The sequence below is a fragment of the Chroococcidiopsis thermalis PCC 7203 genome, assembly GCF_000317125.1.
Lineage (GTDB): Bacteria > Cyanobacteriota > Cyanobacteriia > Cyanobacteriales > Chroococcidiopsidaceae > Chroococcidiopsis > Chroococcidiopsis thermalis.
The window spans coordinates 3,957,217-3,982,430 of record NC_019695.1 but is presented as its reverse complement, the minus strand read 5'-3'; the positions used below and the strand labels follow the sequence as shown (position 1 = coordinate 3,982,430).

Annotated in this window: 26 protein-coding genes and 2 tRNA genes; 8 read left to right on the top strand and 20 right to left on the bottom strand. The window is 44.1% G+C overall.

Annotated features, from left to right (window positions below; genetic code table 11):
- Positions 1-9: 9 nt before the first annotated feature.
- The gene (locus CHRO_RS17455) at positions 10-2,052 is read left to right on the top strand and encodes a primary-amine oxidase (protein ID WP_015155560.1); all 2,043 of its coding nucleotides are present in this window, start codon (positions 10-12) and stop codon (positions 2,050-2,052) included.
- A gap of 397 nt (positions 2,053-2,449) precedes the next feature.
- Here CHRO_RS17455 and CHRO_RS17450 read toward each other — a convergent pair whose 3' ends face one another.
- Entirely contained in the window at positions 2,450-2,674 is a 225-nt protein-coding gene (locus tag CHRO_RS17450) for a hypothetical protein (protein ID WP_015155559.1), read from the bottom strand.
- 72 nt (positions 2,675-2,746) lie between these two features.
- Here CHRO_RS17450 and CHRO_RS17445 point away from each other — a divergent pair, with 72 nt between their 5' ends.
- The 3 genes from CHRO_RS17445 (at position 2,747) to CHRO_RS17435 (ending at position 5,840) form a co-directional block, all read left to right on the top strand.
- Positions 2,747-3,127: a DUF1636 family protein gene (locus CHRO_RS17445; RefSeq protein WP_015155558.1), complete on the top strand. Its 381-nt coding sequence runs from the start codon at positions 2,747-2,749 to the stop codon at positions 3,125-3,127.
- Positions 3,128-3,369: 242 nt separating this feature from the next.
- Complete coding sequence (locus CHRO_RS17440) at positions 3,370-4,803, top strand: circularly permuted type 2 ATP-grasp protein (protein ID WP_015155557.1); 1,434 nt, start codon at positions 3,370-3,372, stop codon at positions 4,801-4,803.
- Positions 4,804-4,889: 86 nt separating this feature from the next.
- Complete coding sequence (locus tag CHRO_RS17435) at positions 4,890-5,840, top strand: alpha-E domain-containing protein (RefSeq protein WP_015155556.1); 951 nt, start codon at positions 4,890-4,892, stop codon at positions 5,838-5,840.
- A gap of 91 nt (positions 5,841-5,931) precedes the next feature.
- On the opposite strand, the gene CHRO_RS17430 is transcribed toward CHRO_RS17435, so the two are convergent.
- The 6 genes from CHRO_RS17430 to CHRO_RS17410 form a co-directional block, all read right to left on the bottom strand.
- Positions 5,932-7,491 (bottom strand): metallophosphoesterase family protein, encoded by a 1,560-nt coding sequence (locus tag CHRO_RS17430; RefSeq protein ID WP_015155555.1) that lies wholly within the window; start codon positions 7,489-7,491, stop codon positions 5,932-5,934.
- A 542-nt stretch (positions 7,492-8,033) separates the two neighbouring features.
- A complete protein-coding gene (locus CHRO_RS33425) occupies positions 8,034-8,660 on the bottom strand; it encodes a site-specific integrase (RefSeq protein WP_219335943.1) in 627 nt (208 codons plus the stop codon).
- Positions 8,629-9,228 carry a phage integrase SAM-like domain-containing protein gene (locus CHRO_RS33420; protein ID WP_219335942.1) on the bottom strand — a complete coding sequence of 200 codons (600 nt, stop codon included), beginning with the start codon at positions 9,226-9,228 and terminating at the stop codon, positions 8,629-8,631. The genes CHRO_RS33425 and CHRO_RS33420 overlap by 32 nt, the downstream gene beginning before the upstream one ends.
- Before the next feature lie 160 nt (positions 9,229-9,388).
- Positions 9,389-9,460, bottom strand: a tRNA-Thr gene (locus CHRO_RS17420).
- A 22-nt stretch (positions 9,461-9,482) separates the two neighbouring features.
- Positions 9,483-9,564, bottom strand: a tRNA-Tyr gene (locus CHRO_RS17415).
- A 52-nt stretch (positions 9,565-9,616) separates the two neighbouring features.
- Positions 9,617-11,431: an ABC transporter ATP-binding protein gene (locus CHRO_RS17410; RefSeq protein WP_015155554.1), complete on the bottom strand. Its 1,815-nt coding sequence runs from the start codon at positions 11,429-11,431 to the stop codon at positions 9,617-9,619.
- Positions 11,432-11,688: 257 nt separating this feature from the next.
- Here CHRO_RS17410 and CHRO_RS17405 point away from each other — a divergent pair, with 257 nt between their 5' ends.
- Together CHRO_RS17405 and rpsU are read left to right on the top strand one after the other, a co-directional pair.
- Positions 11,689-12,006, top strand: a complete 318-nt coding sequence (locus CHRO_RS17405) for an RNA recognition motif domain-containing protein (protein ID WP_015155553.1) — start codon at positions 11,689-11,691, stop codon at positions 12,004-12,006.
- Positions 12,007-12,243: 237 nt separating this feature from the next.
- Positions 12,244-12,423, top strand: a complete 180-nt coding sequence (rpsU, locus tag CHRO_RS17400; protein WP_015155552.1) for a 30S ribosomal protein S21 — start codon at positions 12,244-12,246, stop codon at positions 12,421-12,423.
- On the opposite strand, the gene CHRO_RS17395 is transcribed toward rpsU, so the two are convergent.
- From CHRO_RS17395 to CHRO_RS32420, 5 genes are all read right to left on the bottom strand, one after another.
- On the bottom strand, positions 12,420-13,202 hold the full coding sequence (locus tag CHRO_RS17395; protein WP_041463246.1) for a DUF6816 family protein: 783 nt from the start codon (positions 13,200-13,202) through the stop codon (positions 12,420-12,422). The genes rpsU and CHRO_RS17395 overlap by 4 nt on opposite strands.
- Before the next feature lie 18 nt (positions 13,203-13,220).
- Positions 13,221-13,628, bottom strand: a complete 408-nt coding sequence (locus CHRO_RS17390; RefSeq protein WP_015155550.1) for a ChuX/HutX family heme-like substrate-binding protein — start codon at positions 13,626-13,628, stop codon at positions 13,221-13,223.
- A 23-nt stretch (positions 13,629-13,651) separates the two neighbouring features.
- The gene (locus CHRO_RS17385) at positions 13,652-14,491 is read right to left on the bottom strand and encodes a hypothetical protein (protein ID WP_015155549.1); all 840 of its coding nucleotides are present in this window, start codon (positions 14,489-14,491) and stop codon (positions 13,652-13,654) included.
- Between the two features lie 89 nt (positions 14,492-14,580).
- Entirely contained in the window at positions 14,581-15,711 is a 1,131-nt protein-coding gene (locus CHRO_RS17380) for a D-alanine--D-alanine ligase family protein (protein ID WP_015155548.1), read from the bottom strand.
- Positions 15,712-15,758: 47 nt separating this feature from the next.
- On the bottom strand, positions 15,759-15,929 hold the full coding sequence (locus CHRO_RS32420; RefSeq protein WP_181245305.1) for a hypothetical protein: 171 nt from the start codon (positions 15,927-15,929) through the stop codon (positions 15,759-15,761).
- A gap of 29 nt (positions 15,930-15,958) precedes the next feature.
- On the opposite strand from CHRO_RS32420, the gene CHRO_RS17375 reads away from it, so the two are divergent.
- A complete protein-coding gene (locus tag CHRO_RS17375; RefSeq protein WP_015155547.1) occupies positions 15,959-16,924 on the top strand; it encodes an aldo/keto reductase in 966 nt (321 codons plus the stop codon).
- Between the two features lie 576 nt (positions 16,925-17,500).
- Here the strand turns inward: CHRO_RS17375 and glmM are convergent.
- From glmM to CHRO_RS17355, 4 genes are all read right to left on the bottom strand, one after another.
- Complete coding sequence (gene glmM / locus CHRO_RS17370) at positions 17,501-18,943, bottom strand: phosphoglucosamine mutase (RefSeq protein ID WP_015155546.1); 1,443 nt, start codon at positions 18,941-18,943, stop codon at positions 17,501-17,503.
- A gap of 233 nt (positions 18,944-19,176) precedes the next feature.
- Entirely contained in the window at positions 19,177-19,476 is a 300-nt protein-coding gene (locus tag CHRO_RS17365; protein ID WP_015155545.1) for a DUF7734 family protein, read from the bottom strand.
- Entirely contained in the window at positions 19,473-20,069 is a 597-nt protein-coding gene (locus CHRO_RS17360; RefSeq protein ID WP_015155544.1) for a DUF3177 family protein, read from the bottom strand. Before CHRO_RS17360 ends, CHRO_RS17365 begins: the two co-directional genes overlap by 4 nt.
- A gap of 170 nt (positions 20,070-20,239) precedes the next feature.
- Positions 20,240-20,461, bottom strand: coding sequence for a Calvin cycle protein CP12 (locus CHRO_RS17355; RefSeq protein WP_015155543.1), 222 nt, complete (start codon positions 20,459-20,461; stop codon positions 20,240-20,242).
- 292 nt (positions 20,462-20,753) lie between these two features.
- On the opposite strand from CHRO_RS17355, the gene CHRO_RS17350 reads away from it, so the two are divergent.
- Complete coding sequence (locus CHRO_RS17350; RefSeq protein WP_015155542.1) at positions 20,754-22,175, top strand: protein adenylyltransferase SelO; 1,422 nt, start codon at positions 20,754-20,756, stop codon at positions 22,173-22,175.
- Positions 22,176-22,289: 114 nt separating this feature from the next.
- Here the strand turns inward: CHRO_RS17350 and CHRO_RS17345 are convergent, their stop codons facing one another.
- The 4 genes from CHRO_RS17345 to CHRO_RS17330 all read right to left on the bottom strand — a co-directional run bounded on the left by CHRO_RS17345 (position 22,290) and on the right by CHRO_RS17330 (position 25,158).
- Entirely contained in the window at positions 22,290-22,913 is a 624-nt protein-coding gene (locus tag CHRO_RS17345; RefSeq protein ID WP_015155541.1) for a Uma2 family endonuclease, read from the bottom strand.
- Positions 22,914-23,419: 506 nt separating this feature from the next.
- Positions 23,420-23,791 carry a YunG family protein gene (locus tag CHRO_RS17340; RefSeq protein WP_015155539.1) on the bottom strand — a complete coding sequence of 124 codons (372 nt, stop codon included), beginning with the start codon at positions 23,789-23,791 and terminating at the stop codon, positions 23,420-23,422.
- A gap of 4 nt (positions 23,792-23,795) precedes the next feature.
- On the bottom strand, positions 23,796-24,719 hold the full coding sequence (locus CHRO_RS17335; protein ID WP_015155538.1) for a glycerate kinase: 924 nt from the start codon (positions 24,717-24,719) through the stop codon (positions 23,796-23,798).
- A gap of 106 nt (positions 24,720-24,825) precedes the next feature.
- Positions 24,826-25,158 (bottom strand): DUF565 domain-containing protein, encoded by a 333-nt coding sequence (locus tag CHRO_RS17330; RefSeq protein ID WP_015155537.1) that lies wholly within the window; start codon positions 25,156-25,158, stop codon positions 24,826-24,828.
- Positions 25,159-25,214: the final 56 nt, after the last annotated feature.

The following is a 25,214-nucleotide window of genomic DNA, read 5'->3' as shown; positions in this document are numbered from 1 at the left end:
AGTTTTCCTATGTTGCAAATTCTTTCCCAGTTATTCTCGAAGCGGCGAAAGCAATTTTGGTTATCTACAGCCATGTTTATCGTAGTCGCGATCGCCATCGGTTCGATTCAAATCTCTCTAGCTCGAATAGTCACCCCTACTCATCCACTCGATTCATTAACGGCACAAGAGATTACAGCAGCCGTTGCACTCATTAAACAAAAAATGCCCCAACAGGAAATTCACTTTCCCATCGTTGCTCTGAATGAACCAGATAAAACAGAAGTCTTGAATTTCAAGCCAGGGCAACCCTTCAGACGAGAAGTGTTTGCTGTGGTTTACGATCGCTCTCAAAACAAAACCTACGAAGCTGTTGTAAGTTTAAAACCGAAAACTAAAGCTAAAGCTGCGGTTTTATCATCCTGGCAAGAGATTCCTGGCGTGCAGCCAGCCATCATGGAACCAGAATATGAAATAGCAGCGGCAGTCACTAAAGCCGATCCGCGCTGGCAAGCAGCCATGAGGAAGCGAGGCATTACTGACTTCAAACAAGTTGTCGTTGAAGGCTGGGCAGTAGGGCTGGTGACTGAAGCAGAAAAGTCAAGTGGGGCGCGTCTGTGTCGCACGTTATCTTACTTCAAAGGCGATCGCTGGAACTATTACGGCACGCCAATAGAGGGAGTCGTTGCAACTGTCGATCTCAATGCGAAAAAACTGGCTAGTTTTAGCGATACGGGTGTCGTAGCTCTCTCCAAGGAAAATTGGGACTACGATCCGCGATCGCTTAGCCCCCTAAGAACGGCAGCCAAGTTACTAAAAATCCTGCAACCAAACGGTCACACCTTCAAACTCAATGGTAATGAAGTGAGTTGGCAGGGGTGGAAATTCCGCTACATGATGCATCCACGGGATGGCTTGATCCTTTACCAAATGCAGCATGAAGACGGTCGCGAATTTCGTCCAGTCATGTATCGTGCCAGCCTATCTGAAATGGTCGTTCCCTATGGCGATCCCAATCCGCAGTGGTCGTTTCGCAATGCCTTTGATGTCGGAGAATACAATTTCGGTACGCTAACTAATACTCAGGAACTAGGCAAAGAAGTTCCTGAAAATGGGGTATTGCTAGATGCAGTGCTAGCAGACTCGCAAGGCAAACCTTATGCCATGCCTGATGTTATCGGGATCTATGAAAAAGATAATGGCGTGTTGTGGAAGCACTACGATTATAGATCCGAACGCAAGGATGTCCGACGCGATCGCCAGCTCATTGTCACAACGACAGCCGCGATCGGTAATTACGACTATGCCATCAACTGGATCTTTCACCAGGATGGTTCTTTAGACGTTCGTGCTGACTTGCATGGAATTGTTCTAGCCCAAGGATCGGATTCTGTCACCACTGCAAATCGAGATACCTACGGCAAGTTAATCGCCAAAAACATTGTCGGTGTCAATCACCAGCACTTTTTTAACTTTCGGTTAGATCTGGATGTAGACGGTGAAGCAAATATGCCGATGGAAATGACGGTTCAATCCCTACCTATCGGTGCAAATAACCCTCAAGGCAATGCATTTGTTGCCAAAGACGCGCCGCTAACAACAGAAAAAAGCGCCGTCCGAGATCTCAGTATGGCAGAAAATCGAAAATGGGCGATCGCCAGTACGACTCGCAAAAATCAACTCGGCGCACCTACGAGTTATATGCTCATGCCATCTGGAAATACAGTCTTTTTTCCCAGCCAAGACGCAACAATTCGCGATCGCGCGGGCTTCGCTACTCACCATTTCTGGGTGACTAAGTATAAACCTAAAGAACTCCACGCTGGAGGAGAATATCCCAACCAAAGCAACTCCCAACAGGGCTTACCTACCCTTGTTGCGGATAATGAACCGCTTATAGGTCAAGACTTGGTAGCTTGGTACACGTTCGGTACTACCCACGTTCCTCGCCCTGAAGACTGGCCTGTTATGCCCGTTCACCATGCTGGTTTTAAGTTGATGCCCGTAGGGTTCTTCACGCGCAATCCTGCTATCAACTTACCAGAATCAACGCCCATCAATCACTCTTCCTAATTAGAACTGTTGACATAGCAGTTTTAAATGATTTGTAAAGTAGGCTTCTAGCCTGCCACAGGCTAGAAGCTTGCTCCACCATGAATCAAATAGGATTGCTATAGTTAATGGCTAATAGTTTATGGCAATTTACTATCAACTACCAACAACAGAGTTCTTGCAAAAGCGCTAGATTTTAAAAAATTTAATACTCGTAGAACGCAGATGGAGTTTGAATGCGCACAAGAGAACATCATGAATGGAATTCACAACCAGGAATGAAGATTCTTTCTCACTCCCGACTCCTGTACGGGCGGGTTTTGACTCCTGGTTTACTGCTGAGGTTGTAAATTTGTTTGCGCGCACCCGCCTCTACGACTCTTGATTCTCCATCAGATCGCAATGCAGGCTCTAATATCTACTGTCCTAAACCAGCTAAATACCCAAAGATGCCGTGACCAGTCAATACTTCCATTGCAATCAAAGCCACAAAACCAATTGCTGCTAAACGCCCGTTGAGTAGTTCTGCGTACTCGGTAAAACCAATGCGAGGGGTCTCATCTACATACATTTTGGGTTCGACTGCGAAATTGTTGAGCTTTTCGCCTTCGCCAGGTGAAGTAATATATCCAGAGCGTGTCATGAGGTTGTTTTTGTCTATTTGTTACTTTGTCTTAAATAAACTTAACAAACTTTATTAAGTTTTGCAACATTTATGAACGAGAAACACACTGTATTTGTCTGTACAACCTGCGCCAGTACTTGGCAGGACGGTAAACGAGTGGGAGTGAGTGGTGGTCAAATCTTGTTCGATCGCTTAACCCAACTTTATGAAGAGTGGCAACTCGCACCAGAATTTTCTTTACAAGCGGTGGAGTGCATGAGTGCGTGTAACTCTCCCTGCGTTGTGACGTTTGCGGCAGCAGGAAAGTGTACTTACGTATTTGGGACACTACCAGCTGAAGATAGCGCTGCTGCCATACTCGAGTGCGCTAGCAAGTATCATGCTAAGAACGACGGTCTGCTGCCATGGTCGGAGCGACCGGAACCACTGAAAAAAGGTATTGTGGCGCGAGTTCCGCCCATGAGTAGTTGAATTCTCAGGCTGGTTTCACCCCAGCCAAAGCGCCACTACCTACCCCTTATTTACGAATTAACAATTGATTTTGTAGTCAAAACTACAGTTGAAATGCGATCGATATTCTATTTGGTAAGGTAATTCAATATTGACGACAGACAAACTGCGATCGCTAAAAAGTAGCAAGTCGGAAGAACTTCTGACTTACGACTTACGACTTACGACTTACGACTTTCCCCCTTACCCCTACCCTTTCTATTGTGCGATTCGACAATTACGAACCAGGAGACTTTTACGACGAGCTATTCGTCACTAAAGACAAACCTCGTGCGGAGGCAATTCCACTGCTAGAAAGAATTAATTCTCTACCAGCTGGAGAATTACAACGGCGACATCAAGCAGCGCAAATTGCTTTGATGAACATGGGAGTCACCTTTAATGTCTACAGTGAGGGTGAAGGTACAGAAAGGATTTTTCCCTTTGACATCATTCCTCGCATTGTCTCAGCCGAAGAATGGCAGTCTCTAGAAAAGGGACTGAAGCAACGGATCTTTGCCCTGAACTTGTTTATCAACGATATTTATAACGAGCAGAAAATTATCAGAGATAGCGTGATTCCGAGCGAGTTAATCGAATCGGCTACGGGATTTTTAAAGCCTTGTATTGGACTAAAACCGCCTGGTGGGATCTGGTGTCATATTACCGGAACAGACCTAGTGCGCGATCGCGATGGTCGCTGGTACGTGCTAGAAGATAATATGCGCTGTCCTTCTGGCGTTTCCTACGTGCTGGAAAATCGTCGCGTCATGAAAAGCACTTTTCCCAAAGTCTTTGAGTCGATGACAATTCAGCCCGTTGAGGAATACCCCAGTCATTTACTAGAAACCCTACTCAACCTGGCTCCTCCTCAACTCTACGATCCAACGGTAGTTGTTTTAACACCAGGAATTTATAACTCAGCTTACTTCGAGCATTCCTTCTTGGCGCAGCAGATGGGTGTGGAGTTGGTAGAAGGACGAGATTTGGTAGTGGCGGATGGCTACCTACAAATGCGGACTACCAAAGGCTTAAAGCGCGTTGATGCCGTTTATCGCCGGATTGACGACGATTTTATCGATCCGTTAGCATTTCGTCCTGATTCTTTATTAGGTATACCTGGACTGATGGAAGTCTATCGTGCGGGTAGAGTGGGGCTGGCTAACGCACTAGGAACTGGTGTAGCTGATGATAAAGTCATCTACGCATACGTTCCAGCGATGATCCGCTACTATTTGGGCGAAGAACCGATTTTATCTAACGTTCCTACATACCTCTGCTGGGAACCTAATCAACAGGCTCATGTTTTGGCAAATCTCGATAAGTTAGTTGTCAAAGCAGCGAATGAATCTGGTGGCTACGGAATGCTCATTGGTTCTTCTGCCACCCCAGAACAACGCCAAGAATTTGCCGAAAAAATTAAGGCTAGTCCGCGCAACTACATTGCCCAACCAACTTTGTGTTTGTCTCGCGTGCCAACCATTCTAGAAGACCAATTTGAAGGCTGTCACGTAGACTTGCGACCGTATATCCTCTACGGCAAAGAAATTTACGTCAATCCAGGTGGACTAACCCGCGTCGCCCTTAGAAGAGGTTCTCTAGTAGTCAACTCCTCCCAAGGTGGAGGGAGTAAAGATACTTGGGTGGTATGTAAATGAGTGGATAGTGGCTGGTGGCTAGTGGCTAGATGAAGAATTCAGCTACTAGCCACCGATCGCTGATAACTGATAACTGATAACCGATTATGCTAAGCAGAGTTGCTGATTCAATTTACTGGTTAAACCGCTATGTAGAAAGGGCAGAAAATGTTGCCCGTTTTATTGATGTTAATTTAACTCTATTGTTGGATGCTCCTACTGGAGAAGCGCAGCAGTGGAAACCTTTGATTTTAACTACAGGAGATTTATCATTATTTCAAGAACGCTACGGTGAAGCGACAGCAGAAAATGTGATTCAGTTCTTAACGTTCGATCGCGAATATTCTAATTCGATCGCTTCTTGCTTGTTTGCTGCTAGAGAGAACGCGCGATCGATCCGTGAAATTATTTCCTCGGAAATGTGGGAACGGGTAAATGCATTTTACTTCCTAGTCAAGGAAGCGGCTCAATCTCATACCGTTCCTGAATGGTCGAATTTTTTTGCTGAAGTCAAGCTAGCCAGTCACTTGTTTGCTGGGGTGATGAATGCAACCATGACGCACAATGAAGGTTGGCATTTCGGACAAATTGGACGTTTGTTAGAACGGGCTGATAAAACTGCTCGAATTTTAGATGTAAAATACTATATTTTGCTACCTTCAGCTAAAGATGTGGGGACGACTCTAGACCAGTTGCAATGGATAGCATTGCTAAAATCTGCGAGTGCTTACGAGATGTATCGTAAATGGGGACGACATCGCATTGCGCCTACAGCTGTAGCGGAATTTTTGATTCTCAACCGCGAATTTCCTCGTTCGATTCAATTTTGCTTACTCCAAGCAGAGCAATCGCTACATCAAATTACTGGAACTCCCATCGGTACTTGGCAAAATCCCGCCGAACGCGCACTCGGTCGATCGCGATCGGAATTGGAATACATCACAATTGAGGAAATTGTCAATATTGGACTGCATGAATTTCTCGATCGCATCCAGCATCAAATTAACGATGTGGGTGACAAGATTTTTACGACTTTTGTAGCGGTCGATCCTGTTTAAATAAGTCGTGAGTCGTAGAGTTGAATTTTTGGCATAAACCTCGGCAAGCGCGATCGCCTCGCTCCTCACTTCTCGCCATTACCAATACTATTCAAATCGTAAAAGGATCGATCTCGTATCTGTGCCACTGCTTTTGATATCGTTCGGTAACAAAAGGACGGATGACAAATTTAGGGGGACAACCATCTTGTACGTCAATTCGCAAACAAGTGTAGGGGCGACGTTTTTCGGTAGCATAACCGTTGCGACCGACAAACAGATGCGATCGCGCTACTAACCTTTCTTCCGCCTCTCCTTCCATTAGATCTGTCCCCTCTTGGCGCTGGCGGCGCAAGCTGTAACCGCTTCCACCACAAACAATCCAATTGATATTGGAGTCAGCGTGTCCCGTGTCCATAGTTTTTAGGTATTCTAAACAGTGCGCGTGACCGTTTAAAACTAGATCGACAATCGGACGACCTTGAGGAAGAGAACCCACAGCCTCAGCGACTCCGTTGAGGACGTTACGCAAGCGATCGCGAACTGCTAAAGTTTGCGCTTGATGCCATTTTGTCGCCTCAGTCACGTAAGGGGGATGATGGAAGTACAGCACCCTACCCCGTACCTCATCTGTATGCCACGATTCAATTAATCGCTGTTGCAACCAATCGAGTTGTTCGGTGTCGGTGACAACTGCTTTGTTAATAGCTAATTGCTTTTCGATATCGACAATAATTTCTTCAATCTGCGACAGTTTGACTTGCAAATCGTCTAGTTGTTCTGCATCGTCGGGATCGTCGGGATTCAGTTTGTCTGATGCGTCAAGAATTTGTAGCTTTTCTTGTTCTAGGCGATCGCGGCGCTGTATTAACTGCTGACGACGTGCTTCTCCCTCTGGGGTGGTTGATAGTGGGATCGGGTCGTTAAACGTGTTGGAATCTAAAGCAAAGAAATCAATTCCGCCATAGCGAAAAGTATAGTAACGATTGGGCAAGCGAGTAAAATGCCCGGGTTCGTAGCGCAAGCAATAACCCGTATCTGTTTTCGCCGTGTAGTGTCTATTTAAGTGATTATCTAATTCGCCAGGTAGTCTCAACGCTTTGAGATAATCTAAAAATGCTCGTGCATAAGCATCGCCTTGTTTCGATCCGTGCCAACCTACATCAAAGTCTCTTCTAAATTTAAGCAGACGGCGCACGGGTAATGTCGTCAAAGAGATTGCGCCAAATAATAATGGCAAATTGTAATAATCGTGATTTCCTAGAACTGGTAGGATTGGCGACTTAAAAACCATGCGATCGTAGGCGATCGCTTTGGGATTTTCGCCACCGACTAAAAACTCTCGATAAGGCTTGATGAAATTATCCAGATAAAACTCGCTCGATCCAACTAGATAAATGACATCGCCCGTATGTAGCATAAAACTACTGTCGGCAAGATGCGGCTGCAATAGTCCAGCTACCTCGCGTTGGGGATTATTATATCGGTGCGAACCAGTGCCAGTATCGCCGATAACTAAAAACGAAAACTCTGGATCGTCCGCTCGATTGTCTTCCAGCACTAGCCGAGTTTGGTCAATTCCTCGTCGTTGAATGACAGGATCTTGCCACCGGACTCGTTCCTTCATTCTGCTAATTTTGTCAGCGATCGCGGGATCGGACACGAGTTTCAAGGCTACTTACCTCTAGATGCTCAACTGCAAACCACAATAATCGTAATTGTAGGTCTAGTTATAGGGCATCTATCAATATGGGAATTTGGTAAATTGAGGTCATTGATGCTGACGGACAGGTAAAAGTTATCCCCTTAAATGTTCCTGCCAATGCGTTGTCGGGAATTCTGCATCGTGAGGGAATGAAAGCAGCAACGATCGAGGAAATGGAGCAAGCGATCGCACCTGGGTACGAGTGATTGGACTTGATATGAATGTCTTGCTTCGCTAACACGGGATGACGAAAGCCAGTGGCAACAAGCTTGTGAGGTAATAGAAAGCAGGCAACTGTGCTTTATCGCCAACATTGTACTGTGCGAATTAGTGTGGGTTTTGCGAGGCAACCCCTATAAATTTGGTAGAGAGGAAATTCTTAATACCTTATACCATTTCACTAAAACTATGCTACAGAAGATCCCCCTACGCCCCCTTGATAAGGGGGGTTGGGGGGATCTCTTTTGTCGTAGTCAAAGAGTAAATTGGTATTATGCGATCGCTCATTCCTATAGCTCCGGTAACAGGGGACGACTATTAACGTTTCCCGCATAGTTTTCGTACAGTGTCTTAACGTTATGTCCTGTTAGCTGAGCAACATTGACAGGATTCATCCCTGAATCCAAAGCATGGCTGACCAAGGTGTGGCGAGTTGTGTATGGCTTGCGATAGTCAATCTGTAAGTGGGATAGTATTTTCTTCCAAGCGCGAGTTCTAAAGTTCTGGTCTTCTATAGCTTTACCTGGAGGAGAGACGAAAACTAAACCTTCTGGATCTGGGTTTGCAGGTCTACGCGCTAGTAGCATTTTCTGTAGTTTAGGAGTGAGGTTGATAGTTCTATCCTTATTACTTTTGGTAGGTCTACGATTGCCTCGGCTCAGAATTTTACCAATCCAGACAATGGAACAGTCATCTGTGAGGTGCTTCCATCGCAGTCCAATCGCCTCCCCAGTTCGGACTCCCGTACCAAACAAGAACTCGACATAGTCGGTGTAATGCGAGTAATAATGGTCTGTCCTAAACGCCTGGACGATCGCCTTAATTTCCTCTTTGCTAAACGGCTTGGGTTTCTGCTTCGGTGGTACTTTGATCCGCTTAGCAACTTCAGTCCAGGGGTTGGTTAGACGCGATCGCATTTTTGGCGATCGCCCAATTCCAACAAGCCTTTAATTCTTCTAACCTCCGCTTGCATTGGTTTGGTGCTAAACCTTTGTCATTTAGATGCCGAGCAAAGCCTTCAGAGTTAGAGCTAGTAACTGATTCGGCGGCTACATCCTTAAAAAAGCATTTTAGATAGACAAGGGTAGCTCGATACTTCTCCATTGTTTTAGGTGTGACATCTTTAGCTTTTTGTTCCATGAAGCGTTCAAACAGCTTGGTAACGCTAATACTTTGATGTTGTTGGTACTCCGGTTTATATTTCCTTAAGCTTGGATCGAAGTTACCAGTCGCCATGTCGCCTTCTATTTGTCTGGCTTTTTGTTCGGCAACCACTCGATTAATCTTGCTATCGGGCAACCCAACATACAAAAAGTAACGTTTGCCGTAGTAGCTCCAACACAAACGCAGCCTGTCTTTGAACACCTGGACTGAAACCGTCCCCTTGGGTGCTTTCCTTCTTTGTTGAGATTGCGATTGAGATAACGATTGAGATAAGTGTGGGAGTTCGCTCGTCTTCTCGACAGCATTCCTAATGCTTGACATAAGGGCAATACATCTAAATTTTGTATCTCATTGTTATCTCAATTTTTGATATAAACAAGACCTAAAATGCCCCAAACTAGCACCCTTATTGAGAATGAACTAGGGCTGCTACAGCTCCTCACAAACGCGAAAACCCTCTCCAATAGAGGGTTTTGACTAAAGCCCGTGATGAGGATTGAACTCATGACCTCACCCTTACCAAGGGTGTGCTCTACCACTGAGCTACACGGGCAAATTTATTCTTTTTGTGGATATGGGCCGAGCTGGATTTGAACCAGCGTAGGCATAGCCAACGGATTTACAGTCCGCCCCCATTAACCGCTCGGGCATCGACCCATTGAATCCACCGATTCACTATATTAACATGAGTTATCTGAGATGACAAGGCTTATGTAAGCAATTCTCCAGTTTCTTGCAAAGAATGCAGACGGTGGTAAATTCCGGCGTGGTTTAATAGCTCTGTATGGCTGCCAACTTCCGCAATCCTACCGCGATCGAGGACGACAATTTTATCTGCTTCCCGCACTGTACTGAGACGGTGGGCGATAATGATGGTAGTGCGAGTACCGAGAATCGAGCGCATGGCTAGCTGAATCGATCTCTCTGATTCGTAATCCAGGCTAGAGGTAGCCTCGTCAAAAATTAGAATATCTGGGTTTACTAACAATGCTCTAGCAATTCCTAATCGCTGTCTCTGTCCGCCAGATAAGCGCACGCCCCTCTCACCTACTACAGTAAAATATCTTTCAGGTAACTGCGCGATAACTTCATCTAAACGGGCGATCGCACAGGCTTGTTCTACTTCCTCAAAACTAGCACTACGATTGCCATAAATTAGGTTATCTATCAAACTACCATTGAATACGTCCACCTCTTGATGCACGATCGCCAATCGTCTGCGGTAAGCGGCAATATCAAATTGCCGAATATCTCGTCCATCTAGCAAGATGCGTCCTGCGTTTGGTTCAAAATAGCGATACAGTAGTTTAACCAAAGTAGATTTGCCCGAACCCGATCGCCCTACTAATGCTACTGTTTGATAAGGTTCGATCGACAAGTCAATCTCTTTCAATACCGGACGTAGCGGATCGTAGCCGAAAGTAACGCTAGCTAACTCCAATTTACCGGTAAAACGATATTGAGTTACATCAGATGAAGTCTCTAGACTGCCAGCATCTTTACCTATGGGGTGTTGCATAAACTCATGCAGTCGCATCATAGAAGCATACCGACGGGCAAAAATTTCGGCAAAGTTGCTAATCGGTTCTAACTCTGCATAAGCCATACTAGAAACAGTCAAAGTCGTGATAAAATGTCCGAGCGAAATTTGTCCTTGAATTGTGGATTTGAGCGTTAATCCCAATACGCCAAAAACGCATAATTGAATGACAGTTTTTTGCCAAGTTCCTAGTTTTACATAACCTAAATGGATGCGAAATAGTACGACCTTTAACTCGCGATTGAGGCGCTGATGCTGGCGTTTTAGTTCTAAACCCTCGGTGGCAAAAGCTTTGACTGTTTTAATGTTAGTGATAATTTCTGAAGTTCGACTTTCGGTATTTTCCATGTACCGATCGAGTCGTTCTTCTTGTTTAATCAACCGGGTTAAATCTTTGAGACTAAAACCGAGAATAACGATAAACGAAATTAGAAATAAAACAGCAATACGCCACTCAATAAACCAAATCACTACAAAAATTCCCAGAACGCGAAACAGTTTAGGAATTAACTGTCCGGCTATCTCTGGATATGTCCAAGTATGATTGCTTAATCCTCTGGCGACTCGACCGGAGATTCTACCTGGGTTATTTACATCGTAAAATTCTAACGGCAGAGTCAGAATTTTAGCGATCGCTTTTCGCGTGTGATACTGACGCGATCTCAAGGCTATATACCAGTGAAACCAACCACTTAACCACATTTGCGTTGGACCTTTGCCAACAGTGACGACAAAAATCAAACCCATCAGTACGATTAAAGATAGAAAGCGATCGCGTGGCAAATGAGTCAGTTGAGAAATGGCAGCGATTGCTTCTTGGATGGGACGATCTAAGGGGTGGTTAGACAGTACGTTTAAAATCTGTCCGATTGCATAAGGAACTACTAAATCGACAATCTCGAAAAAACAGGCTGCGGCAATGCTAAACAGGGCGATTGTCCGCCAGGGACGATAATATTTGAATAAGTCTTGAAATTTCGCCATAATGCTTGGGAGCCGAACTCTTTAGCACGGTGCTACTGGGAAACTTATACTACATATACTACAAAAGTTAAGTTGTGGCGATCGAGCGGCAATGTTACAGATTTGTTAAGTCAAATTGAGACTTGCTCGAACTCAACATTGCTCCCAGTCAATATTGTGTTAGTCTACTAAAAGAAAAGTAGATTCGGTGGTAGTGTTTGTTCAATTATTCACAAGCGCCTCTCCGGAAGTACTTCGACAACACAGTGAGGGACGCAATGTCAGTATACGTAGGAAATTTGTCTTATCAAGTCGCAGAAGAAGAACTCAGCAAAGTATTTAGCGAATATGGCACCGTAAAGCGGGTGCAACTACCCACCGATAGAGAAACTGGTCGTCCGCGCGGTTTCGCTTTTGTAGAAATGGAAACAGAAGCAGCGGAAGCAGCAGCGATAGAAGCTTTAGACGGTGCTGAGTGGATGGGCAGAGAACTTAAGGTCAATAAGGCTAGACCGCGCGAAGAAAAGAGCCGTGGTGGTAGCTGGGGAAATAATCGCGGCGGTGGCGGCGGTGGTTACTCGCGCAATCGCTACTAAATTCCTTTGAGACGAAAGTAGACAGTTACAATTAGAGCAGAATTTCCAATTTCGATCGAATGCATTAGCATTTCCGACAGAACTTGCTACTGTAATTTAGCTGGATAGCTTGAAGTTCAATGTTAGTCTTGCACTCACTGTCAGGAGTGTACCAGTTTGAACGGGCAATTTAGCACAAACTCTTTTCAGAGGAAGTGCAATTGCCCGATCGTCAACGCAAGTTTAGGAGGAAATACGATGACCCAAGTGGTTGTGGGTGAAAATGAAAATATAGAATCGGCATTACGTAGGTTTAAGCGTCAAGTCTCGAAGGCTGGAATTTTCCCAGATTTAAGACGGCTGCGCCACTTTGAAACTCCAATTGAAAAGCGCAAGCGCAAAGCGATCGCCAGACGACGTAAGAGAAGCCGCTTTTAAAGATCGGTTTGTGGGGAAAATTCCAAGCGGTAGCGATAGAGCGCAACGGGGCGATCGCCCGCTTTAAAGTAATCTGGATCTTGAGCAGACAGATAAACAGCCGTAAACTGGTCGGCGACAATTTTAACAGTAGAATTGGGTACGTAGTGATATGCGGTTGTCGATTCTACTTGGTTGAAATAGGGACGCACCCTATTACCGCGAAATTGCTGCCCGAATATTTCTGTAGTAACATATCCATTCTCTGCTGTCACTTCTGTAGTACGACCAGTCACAATCGAAATGAGTTGGCGATCGCCTTGTAATAAGGTAATCTGACGGTTGGGCGAGTCTGGATCGACTTTTACTGCTTTCACGGTGCGATCGCCCAGATATGCTCTTGCTAGACTTAGACCATTAAAAGCTCGATCTGCTACCACAGCCGATTTTACCTTCACAGGCTGGGGAATTAACTTTGAGGGCTGTCCGAGTAAGTTTTGTTTGATAAATTTGACTTGAAACTGGACTGATTGGTTCAAATAACGCCGATTACCTTCAAATCCAGGGGTAGTAATCTCTGGGGCTAAAGGAGCAATCAAATCAACTAAAGTACTTTTTACCATCCAAGTTCCTGCCATCCACTCTGGATAGACTAAATCGCCAGATGCAACCTGTACCGTAGGCTTATTATCCCACTTAGGAAAGGTTGCAATGCGATCGCTTAATTGTCCGGCATTAGCTTCACCTATCCAGAATAAGAATAAGACTAGAGTTAGGGATAGCAGCAAAATTTTTTTCACGAGAAAGTTTTTCAACACTTATAAACTTTCAACTGGTACGGGTTCCCATGCTTCACCGTACTTTTCTCGTAAGGAATGCCAAGTTTCTACCTGTCCAGGTTCGTATTCTCCTGGTTTGCCCCATTGTAGAAATAAACTCAAAGCAGGCTGATTTTGTTTGTCTAATAATCGAATTGCATATGTTGTAAAATTACCTCGTTTCGCTTCCCCAGTCTCGAACTTAACTTGCTGAATTTCATCCATATTCAAGTGAAATTCAAAGTCTTCGGCGTGCATATTTGCATATTTTCCTTTGGGTAATTCAGCATAAAACAGCTTTTGTAACTTACTGCGGACTTCTAAAACACCCGCGCTGCTAGTGACAATGATCCGCAGCGTGGAGAGGCTTTCGCAGGCTTCCAAGAATTCTTTTAGTGTGGCAGACATGAGGAGATAAGGAACTAAGGCTGTTATTTGTCAATTTCTAACAGTGTTGCTAGAGAAAGTTTCTGACGCAGATCTAACATTTCTGCTAAAGATCTACTACAAGGAGAGTATACATCATTTTCTGGTACTGAATTCGATTCAGTTTCAGAAGGGGAGATATCTTCTACTGAAGATAATTCCGATCTCTGATGAAAAACAATATTTTCAAAGATAAGATTTTTCTCTTCTGGTGTTAGTTCTAGCGTCTCTAAAAAGTGTTCTTTTCCATCGTCTAATGAATCTTCTTCTATCAAAATAGTAAATTCGTCTGTTTCTGAATAGATATTTAACTTCGATTCTGTCTCCATAGAAGATTCTGCCCAAGTCGGTTTCGGTTCTGAAAGTTTGAGAGAGGAAAGACTGAGAATTGATTCTCGCAATGGCGAAAATTGTTGCTGAGGAGAAGAGTGAAATTGTAAGAAAAATTGAGACAAGTCCGACGATGACTTAGACAAACGTTTGGCGATCGCAACTCCACCTACAGCAGCCCCCAGAGTAACTGCACCTAGCAACCACGAAGACAAAGAATTATCAGACGATGCATGTGAAGAATTTGAAGTATTTACAGGAGTTATAGATGTCGTTCCAGTTTCTTCTTTCAGAACGCCAATCTGAAATATACTCGTGATAGAAGAGTAAATAGCGAATAATAAAAAAGCACTAACTCCAAGCAAAACCCACCTTGGATGGCGCTGAATCAGTTCTCGAAAAAAATAAGAATTAGCTACTTTTTTTCGTTCGTTTTGCTTTTTAACTCTTTTAATTTCATCGTCTGAAGCAAGAGGCTTAGTAATAGTATGTTGCGAATTATTTTGATACTGCATTAGAAAAAGTAAGTAGCTAGTGGAACTAGTGGCTGGTGGCTAGATAACTTGTACAGACGTTACAGGTAAGGTCTGTACACTGATAACCGTTAACTGTTTCTTTCTAAAGCTAATTGAATTAATCGATCGACTAATTCTGGAAAAGGAATACCACTTTTTTCCCACATCATGGGATACATACTAGTCGCAGTAAACCCAGGGATGGTATTAATTTCATTGATTAAGACTTCGCCGCTTTCGGTATAGAAAAAGTCTACTCTAGCCAATCCCGCAGCATCGACAGCTGCGAAAGCTTCGAGAGACATTTGCTGAATTTGAGCGGCAACAGCTTCTGGAATGGCGGCGGGAATTATAATATCTGCCATCCCTGCACTGTATTTGGTTTCGTAATCATAAAAATCGCTTTGGTAAGTAATTTCGCCCACTACTGAGGCTTTGGGTTCATCATTACCTAAAACCGCACATTCTAGCTCTCTTGCAACCACGCCAGCTTCGACAATTATACGGCGATCGTAGCTAGCAGCGTTGTCGAGGGCAGTTTCTAATTCCGATCGCGATCGCACTTTACTAATTCCAACTGAAGAACCTAAGTTAGCAGGCTTGACAAAACAGGGATAACCCACAGTTTCTTCAATGCGATCGCAAAGTTTGGGGAATACGCACGGATTTGACCAGATTTGAGAACGATTGACGGCAACGTACTTCACCTGCGGTAATCCCGCTTGGGCAAATGCCATTTTCATCGCGATTTTATCCATTCCCAGCGCCGAACCCAAAACACCAGAACCAACAAAGGGGACTTGCATTAATTTCAGCAGTCCTTGCACCGTCCCATCTTCTCCATTAGGTCCATGTAAGATTGGAAACCAGACATCGACAGATGCAACTTGGGGTAAAGAAGCTGGGATGCAATCGAGCATTTTTGCATCGTGGAAGTTGTCTAGTTGGCTGCTATTTTTCATCTCCTCATCTTCCCATCCGCCTAAGTGAGACTGAGAAGCAACAGAATCAGCCGTTGTGAGTATGGGAACCCCCGACTCTAAAACCTTGTGAGATGCTTGTCCTGCCAGCCAGCGCCCGTCTTTCTGGATATAAAATGGTAGTAGCTCGTACTTATTTCGGTTTTCTCCGGTTGAGATGGCTTTAGCGATCGCCCTTGCCGAATTAATTGACACCTCATGTTCCCCAGATCGTCCACCGAATAACAGTCCTACCTTCATTTTTTTATCCTCTCAGCCTCTAGACACTATTAATGCGCAATAGCCTATCACAACTGGGGAAAGAGTGGTAATTGGTAATTGGTAGTTGGTAGTTGGTAGTTGGGTGGTACTTGAAAAGATGTCACTGATAATCGATCGCCGATAACTGATGGCTGATAACTAAGTATAGGTGTAAGCACGATCTGTGTCAGGCTTTTAAAATCTATACAGAACTTCATACCTGAACTTTATAACTTGGGAGAATGGCATGGAATTGCGATCGCTTGGGACATCGGAGATTAAAATTACTCCCGTGATTATGGGAACCTGGCAAGCTGGTAAGGCTATGTGGGTAGGAATAGAGGATGCCGAAACTATTAAAGCGATCCGGGCAGCATTTGAGGCTGGGATTACGACTGTAGATACGGCGGAAGTTTACGGAAAAGGGCATTCAGAACAAATCGTTGCACAAGCCCTCTCTGACGTGCGCGATCGCGTGGTTTATGCAACGAAGGTATTTTCCAATCATTTAAAACACGACCAAGTTATCGAAGCGTGCGAGCGATCGCTGCAAAATCTCAATACAGATTATATCGATCTCTACCAAATTCACTGGCCCTCTGGTTCGTATAAAAGTGAAGTCGTACCGATAGAAGAGACGATGAGTGCTTTAAATACATTGAAACAGCAGGGTAAAATTCGGGCGATCGGCGTTTCTAATTTTTCCCGTACCCAACTAGCAGAAGCAGCCCAATACGGGCGGATCGATAGCGTTCAACCACCTTATTCTCTGTTTTGGCGTTGGGCAGAAAAAGATCTCACGCCTTATTGCGTAGAAAATAATATTTCTATCCTCGCCTACTCTCCTTTAGCGCAAGGGTTGCTGACAGGAAAATTCGGACCCGAACACAAATTTCATCCCGACGATCATCGCAACAAGAATCGGTTGTTTCAGGGAGAAAATTACGTGCGGGCGCAACAAGCTTTAGATCGACTGCGCCCAATTGCCGAAAAACATCAAGTCTCGTTAGCTAATTTAGCGATCGCTTGGTTAATTGCCCAACCGCAAACCAATGCGATCGTTGGGGCGAGAAACACCGAACAAGCCGTTGCTAATGCTAAAGCCGCAGATGTCTATCTCTCGCCGGAAGAGTTGCAGGAAATTGACGCGATCGGCACAAGCGTCACCGATCGTTTAGATGAAAACCCTGTTATGTGGAATTTTGATGTTTAAATGGTTGATAGTTGATGGTCAAAGATTGGCAGTTAATTGTTAACTGTTAAGCTGTCACACATTTAACTTGCATTATGAGTGCAATCAAATCGCTTGCTACGAGCGGGCTTAAACATTTTGACTTTTAACTTTTGACTTGCTAAGCGTTACCTAATATTGCGAGAACTTGGAGAAATTTCACAACTTTTTAATTTTAGTAAATAGTAGGTTGTGGTAAGAAGATAGCAGTGCTAGTTTTAGATACATAGGACACAAACAAAAACAAAAAACAAATCTATACGGGCAATGACCTAGTGTCCCCTGTCAAAAGCCCACTTGCGATCGCTCAAGCATAGACCAATAGGTAAATCACTCAAGAGTGAAGGTAGCCAACCTACGGTCTGGAAAGACGCAACTATGCTAGAGATCCAAGAGTTGTTCACCTTAGTTGTTGTGCATTAATTGAGTCTGCTTTGAACGAATTAAATCCAACCGACGTTGTAGGGGTCTAGCAGCACTAGCTAGACCCCAAAAAGTTTTTACGCGATTGGTGTAGAGACGTTACATGTAACGTCTCTACATGTAACGTCTCTACACTTACGCCGCAACATGTTTTTCAACGGCAGAAACTAAAGTCTCCGTCCAATGATGAGTGAGTTCGCTACAGGCAGCTTCGACCATGACGCGGATTACGGGTTCCGTACCGGAGGCGCGGACGAGGATGCGACCGCGATCGCCCATTGCGGCTTCGGCTTGCGCGATCGTCTTTTGTAAGGGTTCGCACTGTTGCCAATTCATGCGGCGATCGCGATTTTCAACTCGCACGTTGCGTAATAGTTGCGGATAAGTTTGAAAGCTTTGGTCTACTAATTGGGTTAAAGAGACTCCTGCCTGTCTAACCAATGCAGCTAAGTGGAGGGCAGTTAATAAACCATCTCCAGCAATACCATAGTGACGGCAAAGGATATGTCCTGACTGTTCTCCGCCTAACATACCTCCAGTTCGTACCATTTCTGCTTGTACGTATTGGTCGCCTACAGCCGTCCGAATCAGTTTACCACCTTGCTTTTGCCACGCCCGCTCGAAACCCAAGTTTGCCATGACAGTAGAAATAATCAAGTTATCTGGCAACTTTTGCGCTTGTCGCAAGGTTTGACCCCATAAGTAAAGGATGTAATCGCCATCTACAGGTCTACCTTGACAATCGACTGCTAGCACTCGGTCGGCATCCCCATCAAAGGCAAATCCCAGGTGGGCTGAATTTTGGTTAACGGCTGTTTTCAGCAGTCCGAGGTGAGTGGAACCGCAGTTGACGTTAATGCGATCGCCATCGGGTCGATCGTGCAAACAAATTACCTCTGCACCTAGATCGCGGAACAAACTCGGTGCTAATCCAACTGCTGCCCCCCAAGCCAGGTCTAACACGACACGCATTCCACTAAAATCGCCATGATTGGGCGATAGCGGCACTTTTAAAGATTCGACGTATTTCTGAACTAACTCCGGTCGCCGAACATAATATCCCTGACCTTGAATAGAGGTGGGTACTGCCTTTCCTCTGATCCCTGCTTCAATTGCTTCTTGTAAGGGTTGAGAAAGTTTAGCGCCATTGCTGCCAAAAATTTTAATTCCATTGTCTTCTGGAGGGTTGTGGCTGGCGGAGATCATAACTCCACCTGCGGCATTGCTAGCACTAGTGAGATAGGCAACGCCAGGAGTCGGACATAGACCGATATGCCAAACATCTAGTCCCGCAGCTACAAGACCTTGAGATAAGGCAGTTGCTAGCATTTCACTCGAATTTCTGGAGTCTTGCCCCACGATAACCGGACTGAGATCGTTGTCTGTCTGCTGCTGTAAAACTTGACCCGTCCAGAAACCTACCTGCCAAGCCAAAGCTTCATCGAGTAAATCTCCTACTCGTCCCCGAATGCCGTCTGTACCAAATAAAGCGGTAGCGGGAAGATCGAGTTGCGAGTTGCTATTTGATAGTATATTTGTTTTATTTTGGCGATCGCGTTTATAATTTTGCTTTAGCATATTAAACTATTGACTCCTGACTCCTCACGTAATACCCACGTTTGGAGAATAACACTTCCTTAAAAATTTCGGTAGATTTTTGTAAAACAAAAATATTTTTAGTATTTTCTTAGTACTACGTTAGTAGACTTTCATTCGCAATCCTACTATCTTCTGAGTGCAGCAAGAGCGATAGAAGGTGTAATTTTATTCAAAATTTAAATTTGTTTGCTTAAATTTGCCTGCAAGCAGCGCTATATCCCCAAAGCCGTTAGTAACGGTTGAAATTCCTCCCAAGTCAGCCCCTGCTGAATGTACTGAGGAGACTGAGGATTGTAGGGACTGGCGACGCGATCGATCGCCACAATCCTCGCCGTATCTGGAATGACTGGAACGTCTGGATCGAAGGCTGTAGGACTGGTTAACGAACTGGAGAAACCTTTGAAGATCGCAATGCGATCGCCAACACCGTCAATCTCCACAGTGACGATCAAAACCTCTTGTTTGGCGATCGCCGAATATTTTTCCAGTCGTTTTCCCGCAGAATCTATCATTGTCTGACTGCAAATCGTCCTTGTTTACCTAGTTTAAGGAAAACAAAATAGATTAAGTACAAGACGTAAACAACTAAACCCATGCCACCAATAAAGCCGAGGAAACCTGCTTGCGTGTTTGGATGAAAGATATCTTTATAAACTAAAGGCACTTCCAGCCAAGCTTGACACAACGGATCTTGCAAGAACGTATCTGAAAAGGCACACTGCAAACTTGGTAATTGAGCGATCGCGCCGATAATACAGTAAAGCGTCACCGCCCAGCGCCAAGCATTGAAGCTGAGTTTCAAAGCACTACCTGGCAGGTCTTCAATTTCTTCGTTGAGATCGATCCAAAACCAGAGAGATAGTGGAATGAGAATGCGTGACATCAATCCCGCAATGAATCCAACTTGAAACGGTGCGATAGACACGTACAATGCGATCGCTAGCAAACTCGCCACCCGCCAGTAAATTGCCAGCAGGTGTTGCATAGGTTCTACTTTCCGCACGAACGCCCAGATAATTAAAACTAATGGTGCTATGACGGTAAATAACAGCGCCAAACGAAAATCCATCCAAATGAAAGGTCGAAACCAAATATCGCTTTGCATATATCGGAGGCTAGAGATCGAGGACTAAGGTTTGTGTATTCAACCACCGATAACAATAATAATTGCTAATCGCAAAGTGCCAATGATTTAATGAAAAATAGCAACAAAGGATACAGAAAAGTTATCCTTGTTGCCATCTAAGTTAATGTTCGGTAATGTTAACTCGAACTTTATTCGTCGTAAACGCGGCATTCAGCAGCATCAGGATTTTCATCGCAGTACATTTCTAGAGAATTTTTGGGCTTGACCTGCCGTTTGTGGGAAGCCTCAGCTTGTAATTCTTCTACTGTGTCCCAAGCTACTGCGCAATCAGCAGAATCTTCACCGCTGGTTTCACAAGCTTGCCTGGCTTGCTCTCTTGCTTGTTCGATTTGATCTTGGATGTTGCTCATAGATATTAAGTAGTCCAGTATTCCTCTTCTCAGTATAGAAAACCTTCGCAATTGTCAAAAGCGATTGTCAAAGGTTTTTTCGGCGATTGTGATGTAAAGCGATCGTTAACTCGCTCTAGTTGGCTGTAGCAAACGAACAGGGCAGTCACTTATCATTGAATACAAGCAACTACAATCATATTCTTTCACCGATCGTACAATCTAACCTCTGCGTTTAGATCGGACAAAAGGAAGAAATACCTACAAGTCTAGATGCAACAATAGACTATGCAGCTCATTAAACCTGCTGGTAATGAATAGTAGACCCAATCCTTTTCTGTCCCTCGACTACGAACCTGCTTTAGAATCTCTCGGCGACGATTATTTTGATGAAGTTAGCGCCGCCGAATTTCCGCAACATATTTTGCGCTATCGTAGCGATCGCCTGTTACCTCAAATTGGACTAGATCCCGCAGCAGTAAAGGATATAGATTTTATCGAGGCTTTTGGTAAATTTCAAGGACGAGAACCTTTACTAGCATTGCGCTACCACGGCTATCAGTTTGGCGAATATAATCCGTTTTTGGGTGATGGGAGGGGTTTTCTCTACGGTCAAGTGCGTGGTGTAGACGGCGAACTCTACGATTTTGGCACAAAAGGGAGTGGCACAACTCCTTATTCCCGTGGCGGCGATGGTAGGTTGACTCTTAAGGGAGGGGTGCGGGAAGTTTTAGCAGCAGAAGCTTTGCATTACATGGGTGTGCGGACTTCTCGCTGTTTCAGTTTAGTCGAGACGGGGGAACAACTTTGGCGCGGTGACGAACCTTCCCCGACGCGATCTTCGGTAATGGTAAGATTTAGCCGATCGCACATTCGTTTTGGGACGTTTGAACGCTTGCACTATCTCAAACGTGCAGATTTAATTAAGAAACTTGTAGACCACGCGATCGAATATTACTATCCACACATTTGGGGTAAATCTGATGCTTATGCCCTATTTTATGCCGAGCTAGTCCAGCGAGTGGCGGAATTAACTGCTCAGTGGATGGCGGCTGGATTTTGTCATGGGGTCTTGAATACGGATAATATGTCGATTACGGGTGAAAGTTTTGATTACGGTCCCTATGCTTTCATTCCTACTTACGATCCGCTATTTACTGCGGCTTATTTTGACTATTCAGGGCGTTATTGTTACGGACAACAGCCAAATATTTGTCAGTGGAATTTGGCAATGCTTCAGAAGCCGTTAAAAGCGGTTATTGATGCGAACGATCTGGAAGCTGGATTAGCAAAATTTGATGAATGTTATGCGATCGCCTATCGAAGTTTGATGCTACAAAAGTTGGGGTTGGTTGCGACAAATTCATCTGAATTAGATCGGTTGTTGCAATTGACGGTGAGTTTGCTTAAAGAGACTCAGATTTCTTACCATCATTTCTTTATTCAATTGACTGAAAGCTGTTCGCCTAGTTGGCGCGAGGATGTGAATTCAATTCTGTTTTTGGTGGATGTCTTACCGTTAGATTACTGGGATGAATGGCGAAGACTTTATCATCAGGTTTTAGGTCAACTTTCTCGGGAAGAGATGGATAATGTTTCTCGGAGATTGCAAGAAGTTAATCCTAATGTTGCTTTGCTAAGACCAGTTATAGAATCGATTTGGGAGGCGATTATAAATGAGGATGATTGGCAGCCTTTTTACGATTTGGTAAGGCAGATTCAAGGAGGGCAGTAAGGTCTTTTTTTGTGTCGCGCAAAGACAAGGACACTTACGTGCGGGGGTATCCCCCGTTGAGGAAAGTGTCCGCGCAAAGACGCAAAGTAAAGACACAAAGAGATTTCTAATATTTTATGGAATTATATCGCGTACAGTAATACGACCGACTTCTAATCCTTCAATGAAAACAACTATTTCGTCAGATAAGCTGTAGTCTTGGCGTTGTTGATATGTTGGTTTTATTGTTGAGGTTGTAGGCTGTGTATAAACTTCTACTTTTTGTTCGGGAAGATTAACAAGCCAGTAAAATAAAATGCCTGCACGCGCATAAAGGCGTTTTTTAGAATTGCGATCGCGCTCTAAAGTAGAGTCTGCAACTTCTATAACTAATGCTACATCTTTTGCACCTGGATGGCGATCGAGATAATCGCGAGTATTACCTTTAACAACTACGACATCAGGCTCAGGTTCGCTGTCATCCAGAGTAATAGGTTCTTGTGCATCTACATACCACCCCTCCGGTACAATCTGTTCTAGGGCGTTGCGAGTTAGTTTTGTTGTCGCGCGGTGTAAGGGGTTTTTTGGCATTTTTCGGACTATCCACCCTTCTAATAATTCCACAGGATCGTCCTTAGTTAAAATGCCAAGATGAATCATTTGATGATATTGCTCGACACTGAAGCGCCATACTGGTTCAGTTGGCACGATCGGAGGTTGCTCGAAGTTTAGGACGCTAGATGAAAGAAAGGTAGACACGAGTTTATCTACTACTGGATTTTTATATTTTATCGTAACATTTTTAGTTAGAGATGTGATGGCAAATTTTCAGTATTCTATTTTTGTTTGATTATTGTAGCTTGTATTCCTTCGTTTGCTAAAATCTCTTTTAACCATTGCATCTCAATTAGAGTCCCCTTTATGAGGATATTAGAATAGTTTTCTAACATTTTTTTTACTTCTACAATTGATAGATTCAGAGCTTGACGTAATATTTTGATTGCTTTGACTTTACTGACCTCTAATTTCTCGATTACGAGAATCCACTCACCTTGTTCGGATAAAATACTCTGTCAGATTTCATCTGGTGGAAAACCGGTATCGTCTGATTCTACTGCTGCCCCACAAAATGAACAAGTAGATGAAGTAAACCATCTAAGACAGAGGTTAACTACTGCTTGTCCTACTTTTATGTCGATTGGTTTTTGGCAGTCATAACAGAAACTCTTTATTCCGATCGAGTTTTTTTCATCCGCCTAATTCACTTATTTTCTTCTCTGTGTCTGCTTTGTAAGACGCTGCTGAAATGCATTTAACAAGTAATTATACTGCACTACATTCGTATCATCAAAAGCTTCTTCTCTAGTTGCAGCTAAATCTAAATACTCTATCGGTAAACCAAATTGCTCTGCTGTAAGATCGTAGCGCATCCTATTTATGTAGTTATAGAAATGCCAGCTTTCACCAACTCTAGTTTTAAGTAATTGACCACCATAGCAATCTTGAATAACAAGAGCAGTCACGCTACATTGTCCTTTTGCAGGATTGTCTTGAGTATAGAGAGAGCTTGATTCTCGCGACCAACATTTTTTCAGCAGATGTGTAATTAATTTCTCGTTCATAGCAATTAACACCATTGAATTAACTCGGATGACCTGGACGATAAATCTTGCCAATAGACCGATCGCAATTAATTTCTATCACTAAATCTACTCGCTGGGAGTCTTGAATTAGGGGTTTAATAAATAAATCTGGGTGAAGCGATTTCCAAAAATATTCTACAAATTGCTCGATTTGTAAATCTGTCATTCCTGTTTTACCTGTTGCTATCATTTGATGTTCGGCATCTTTACGCCACTGTTGGCTGAGACGATAATCAACTGGGTAAAGAATTATTAATCGGTCTAGTTTGTCCCATAAAGGTAAATACTCTTGCAATCGAGTATTCATATAGATCGCGAATTGCCGATCTTCATAAGTATTAATCGGCGGCGGTGGACGATCGAAATTGCTCGGATCGATCGGTCGAACTCCTACAAACCAACCTTCAAATAAAACAATATCAGCACCATTCACAATTTCAGGCGTACCGCGATCGCCCGCACCATGCCAAGCTGATTTATCAAAACGGGGAATTTCAATGGGTGAATGGGGCTCGGATTGGCGCAATCGATCCAAAACCTGCAAACCTAATTGAATATCGTGAGTTCCTGGTGGACCTCGCCAAATGAAACGCGGGTCTTGCTGTTGTAAAGCTAGGCGATCGCTATAAGTCTTGTACAAATCATCAAGGGATAAATTCAGAGTTCGATAACCCAAATGTCCTAAAATTAGACTAAGGATTTTTGCTAGAGTCGTCTTCCCCGTCCCTTGTCCGCCCAAAATACCTTGAATTAAAGTACGTGACTGCGCCTGACGGTAGGAGGCTATCTGCATAGCCAAGGGTAGCCACAAACCCCGTAGCGTCTCCTCTAACTGCTGTGGTGGTTTGTGAAGGGTGTTTTGACAAAAATGCTCGAAAGTCGGGTAAAAAGAGCGTAAAAGCTGCGATTGGTCATTGGTCATTGGTCATTGGTTGATGGTTGATGGTTGATGGTGAGTGGCTAGACTCTTTTCTAGTCACTGGTTCCACTAACCACTAGCCACTAGTCACTAGTCACTGGTCACTGATTCAAGACCCTAGCTTAAACGCTTCTAGAAACAAACTATAAGTTAAACCAATTTTGAGCGCGTTTAGTGCTTCAAGCCACAACCCGCGCCTTGCTTGCCAGATACGGTTGTAGTAGATGCGATCGATAATTTCGCTGCCAGCAACCAAAACCCCAGCGCCGATGATATCCCAATCAGCCGCTTGTCCGGCTATGGTGGAGAAAGCAGAACCGAGGAAAAAGCCAAATAGCAAGCTGACTATTAAAACAGATAAGCGCCGCCAAGGATTGAAAAACCAGCGCTGTGTTGCTGCCGCAATTGCCCCTAAAAGCCCGTTAATTCGAGTATTTTGCATTTGTTGAAATTGGTGCTAACTATGACACAACAAAATTTGAGCTAATATTTCCTTCG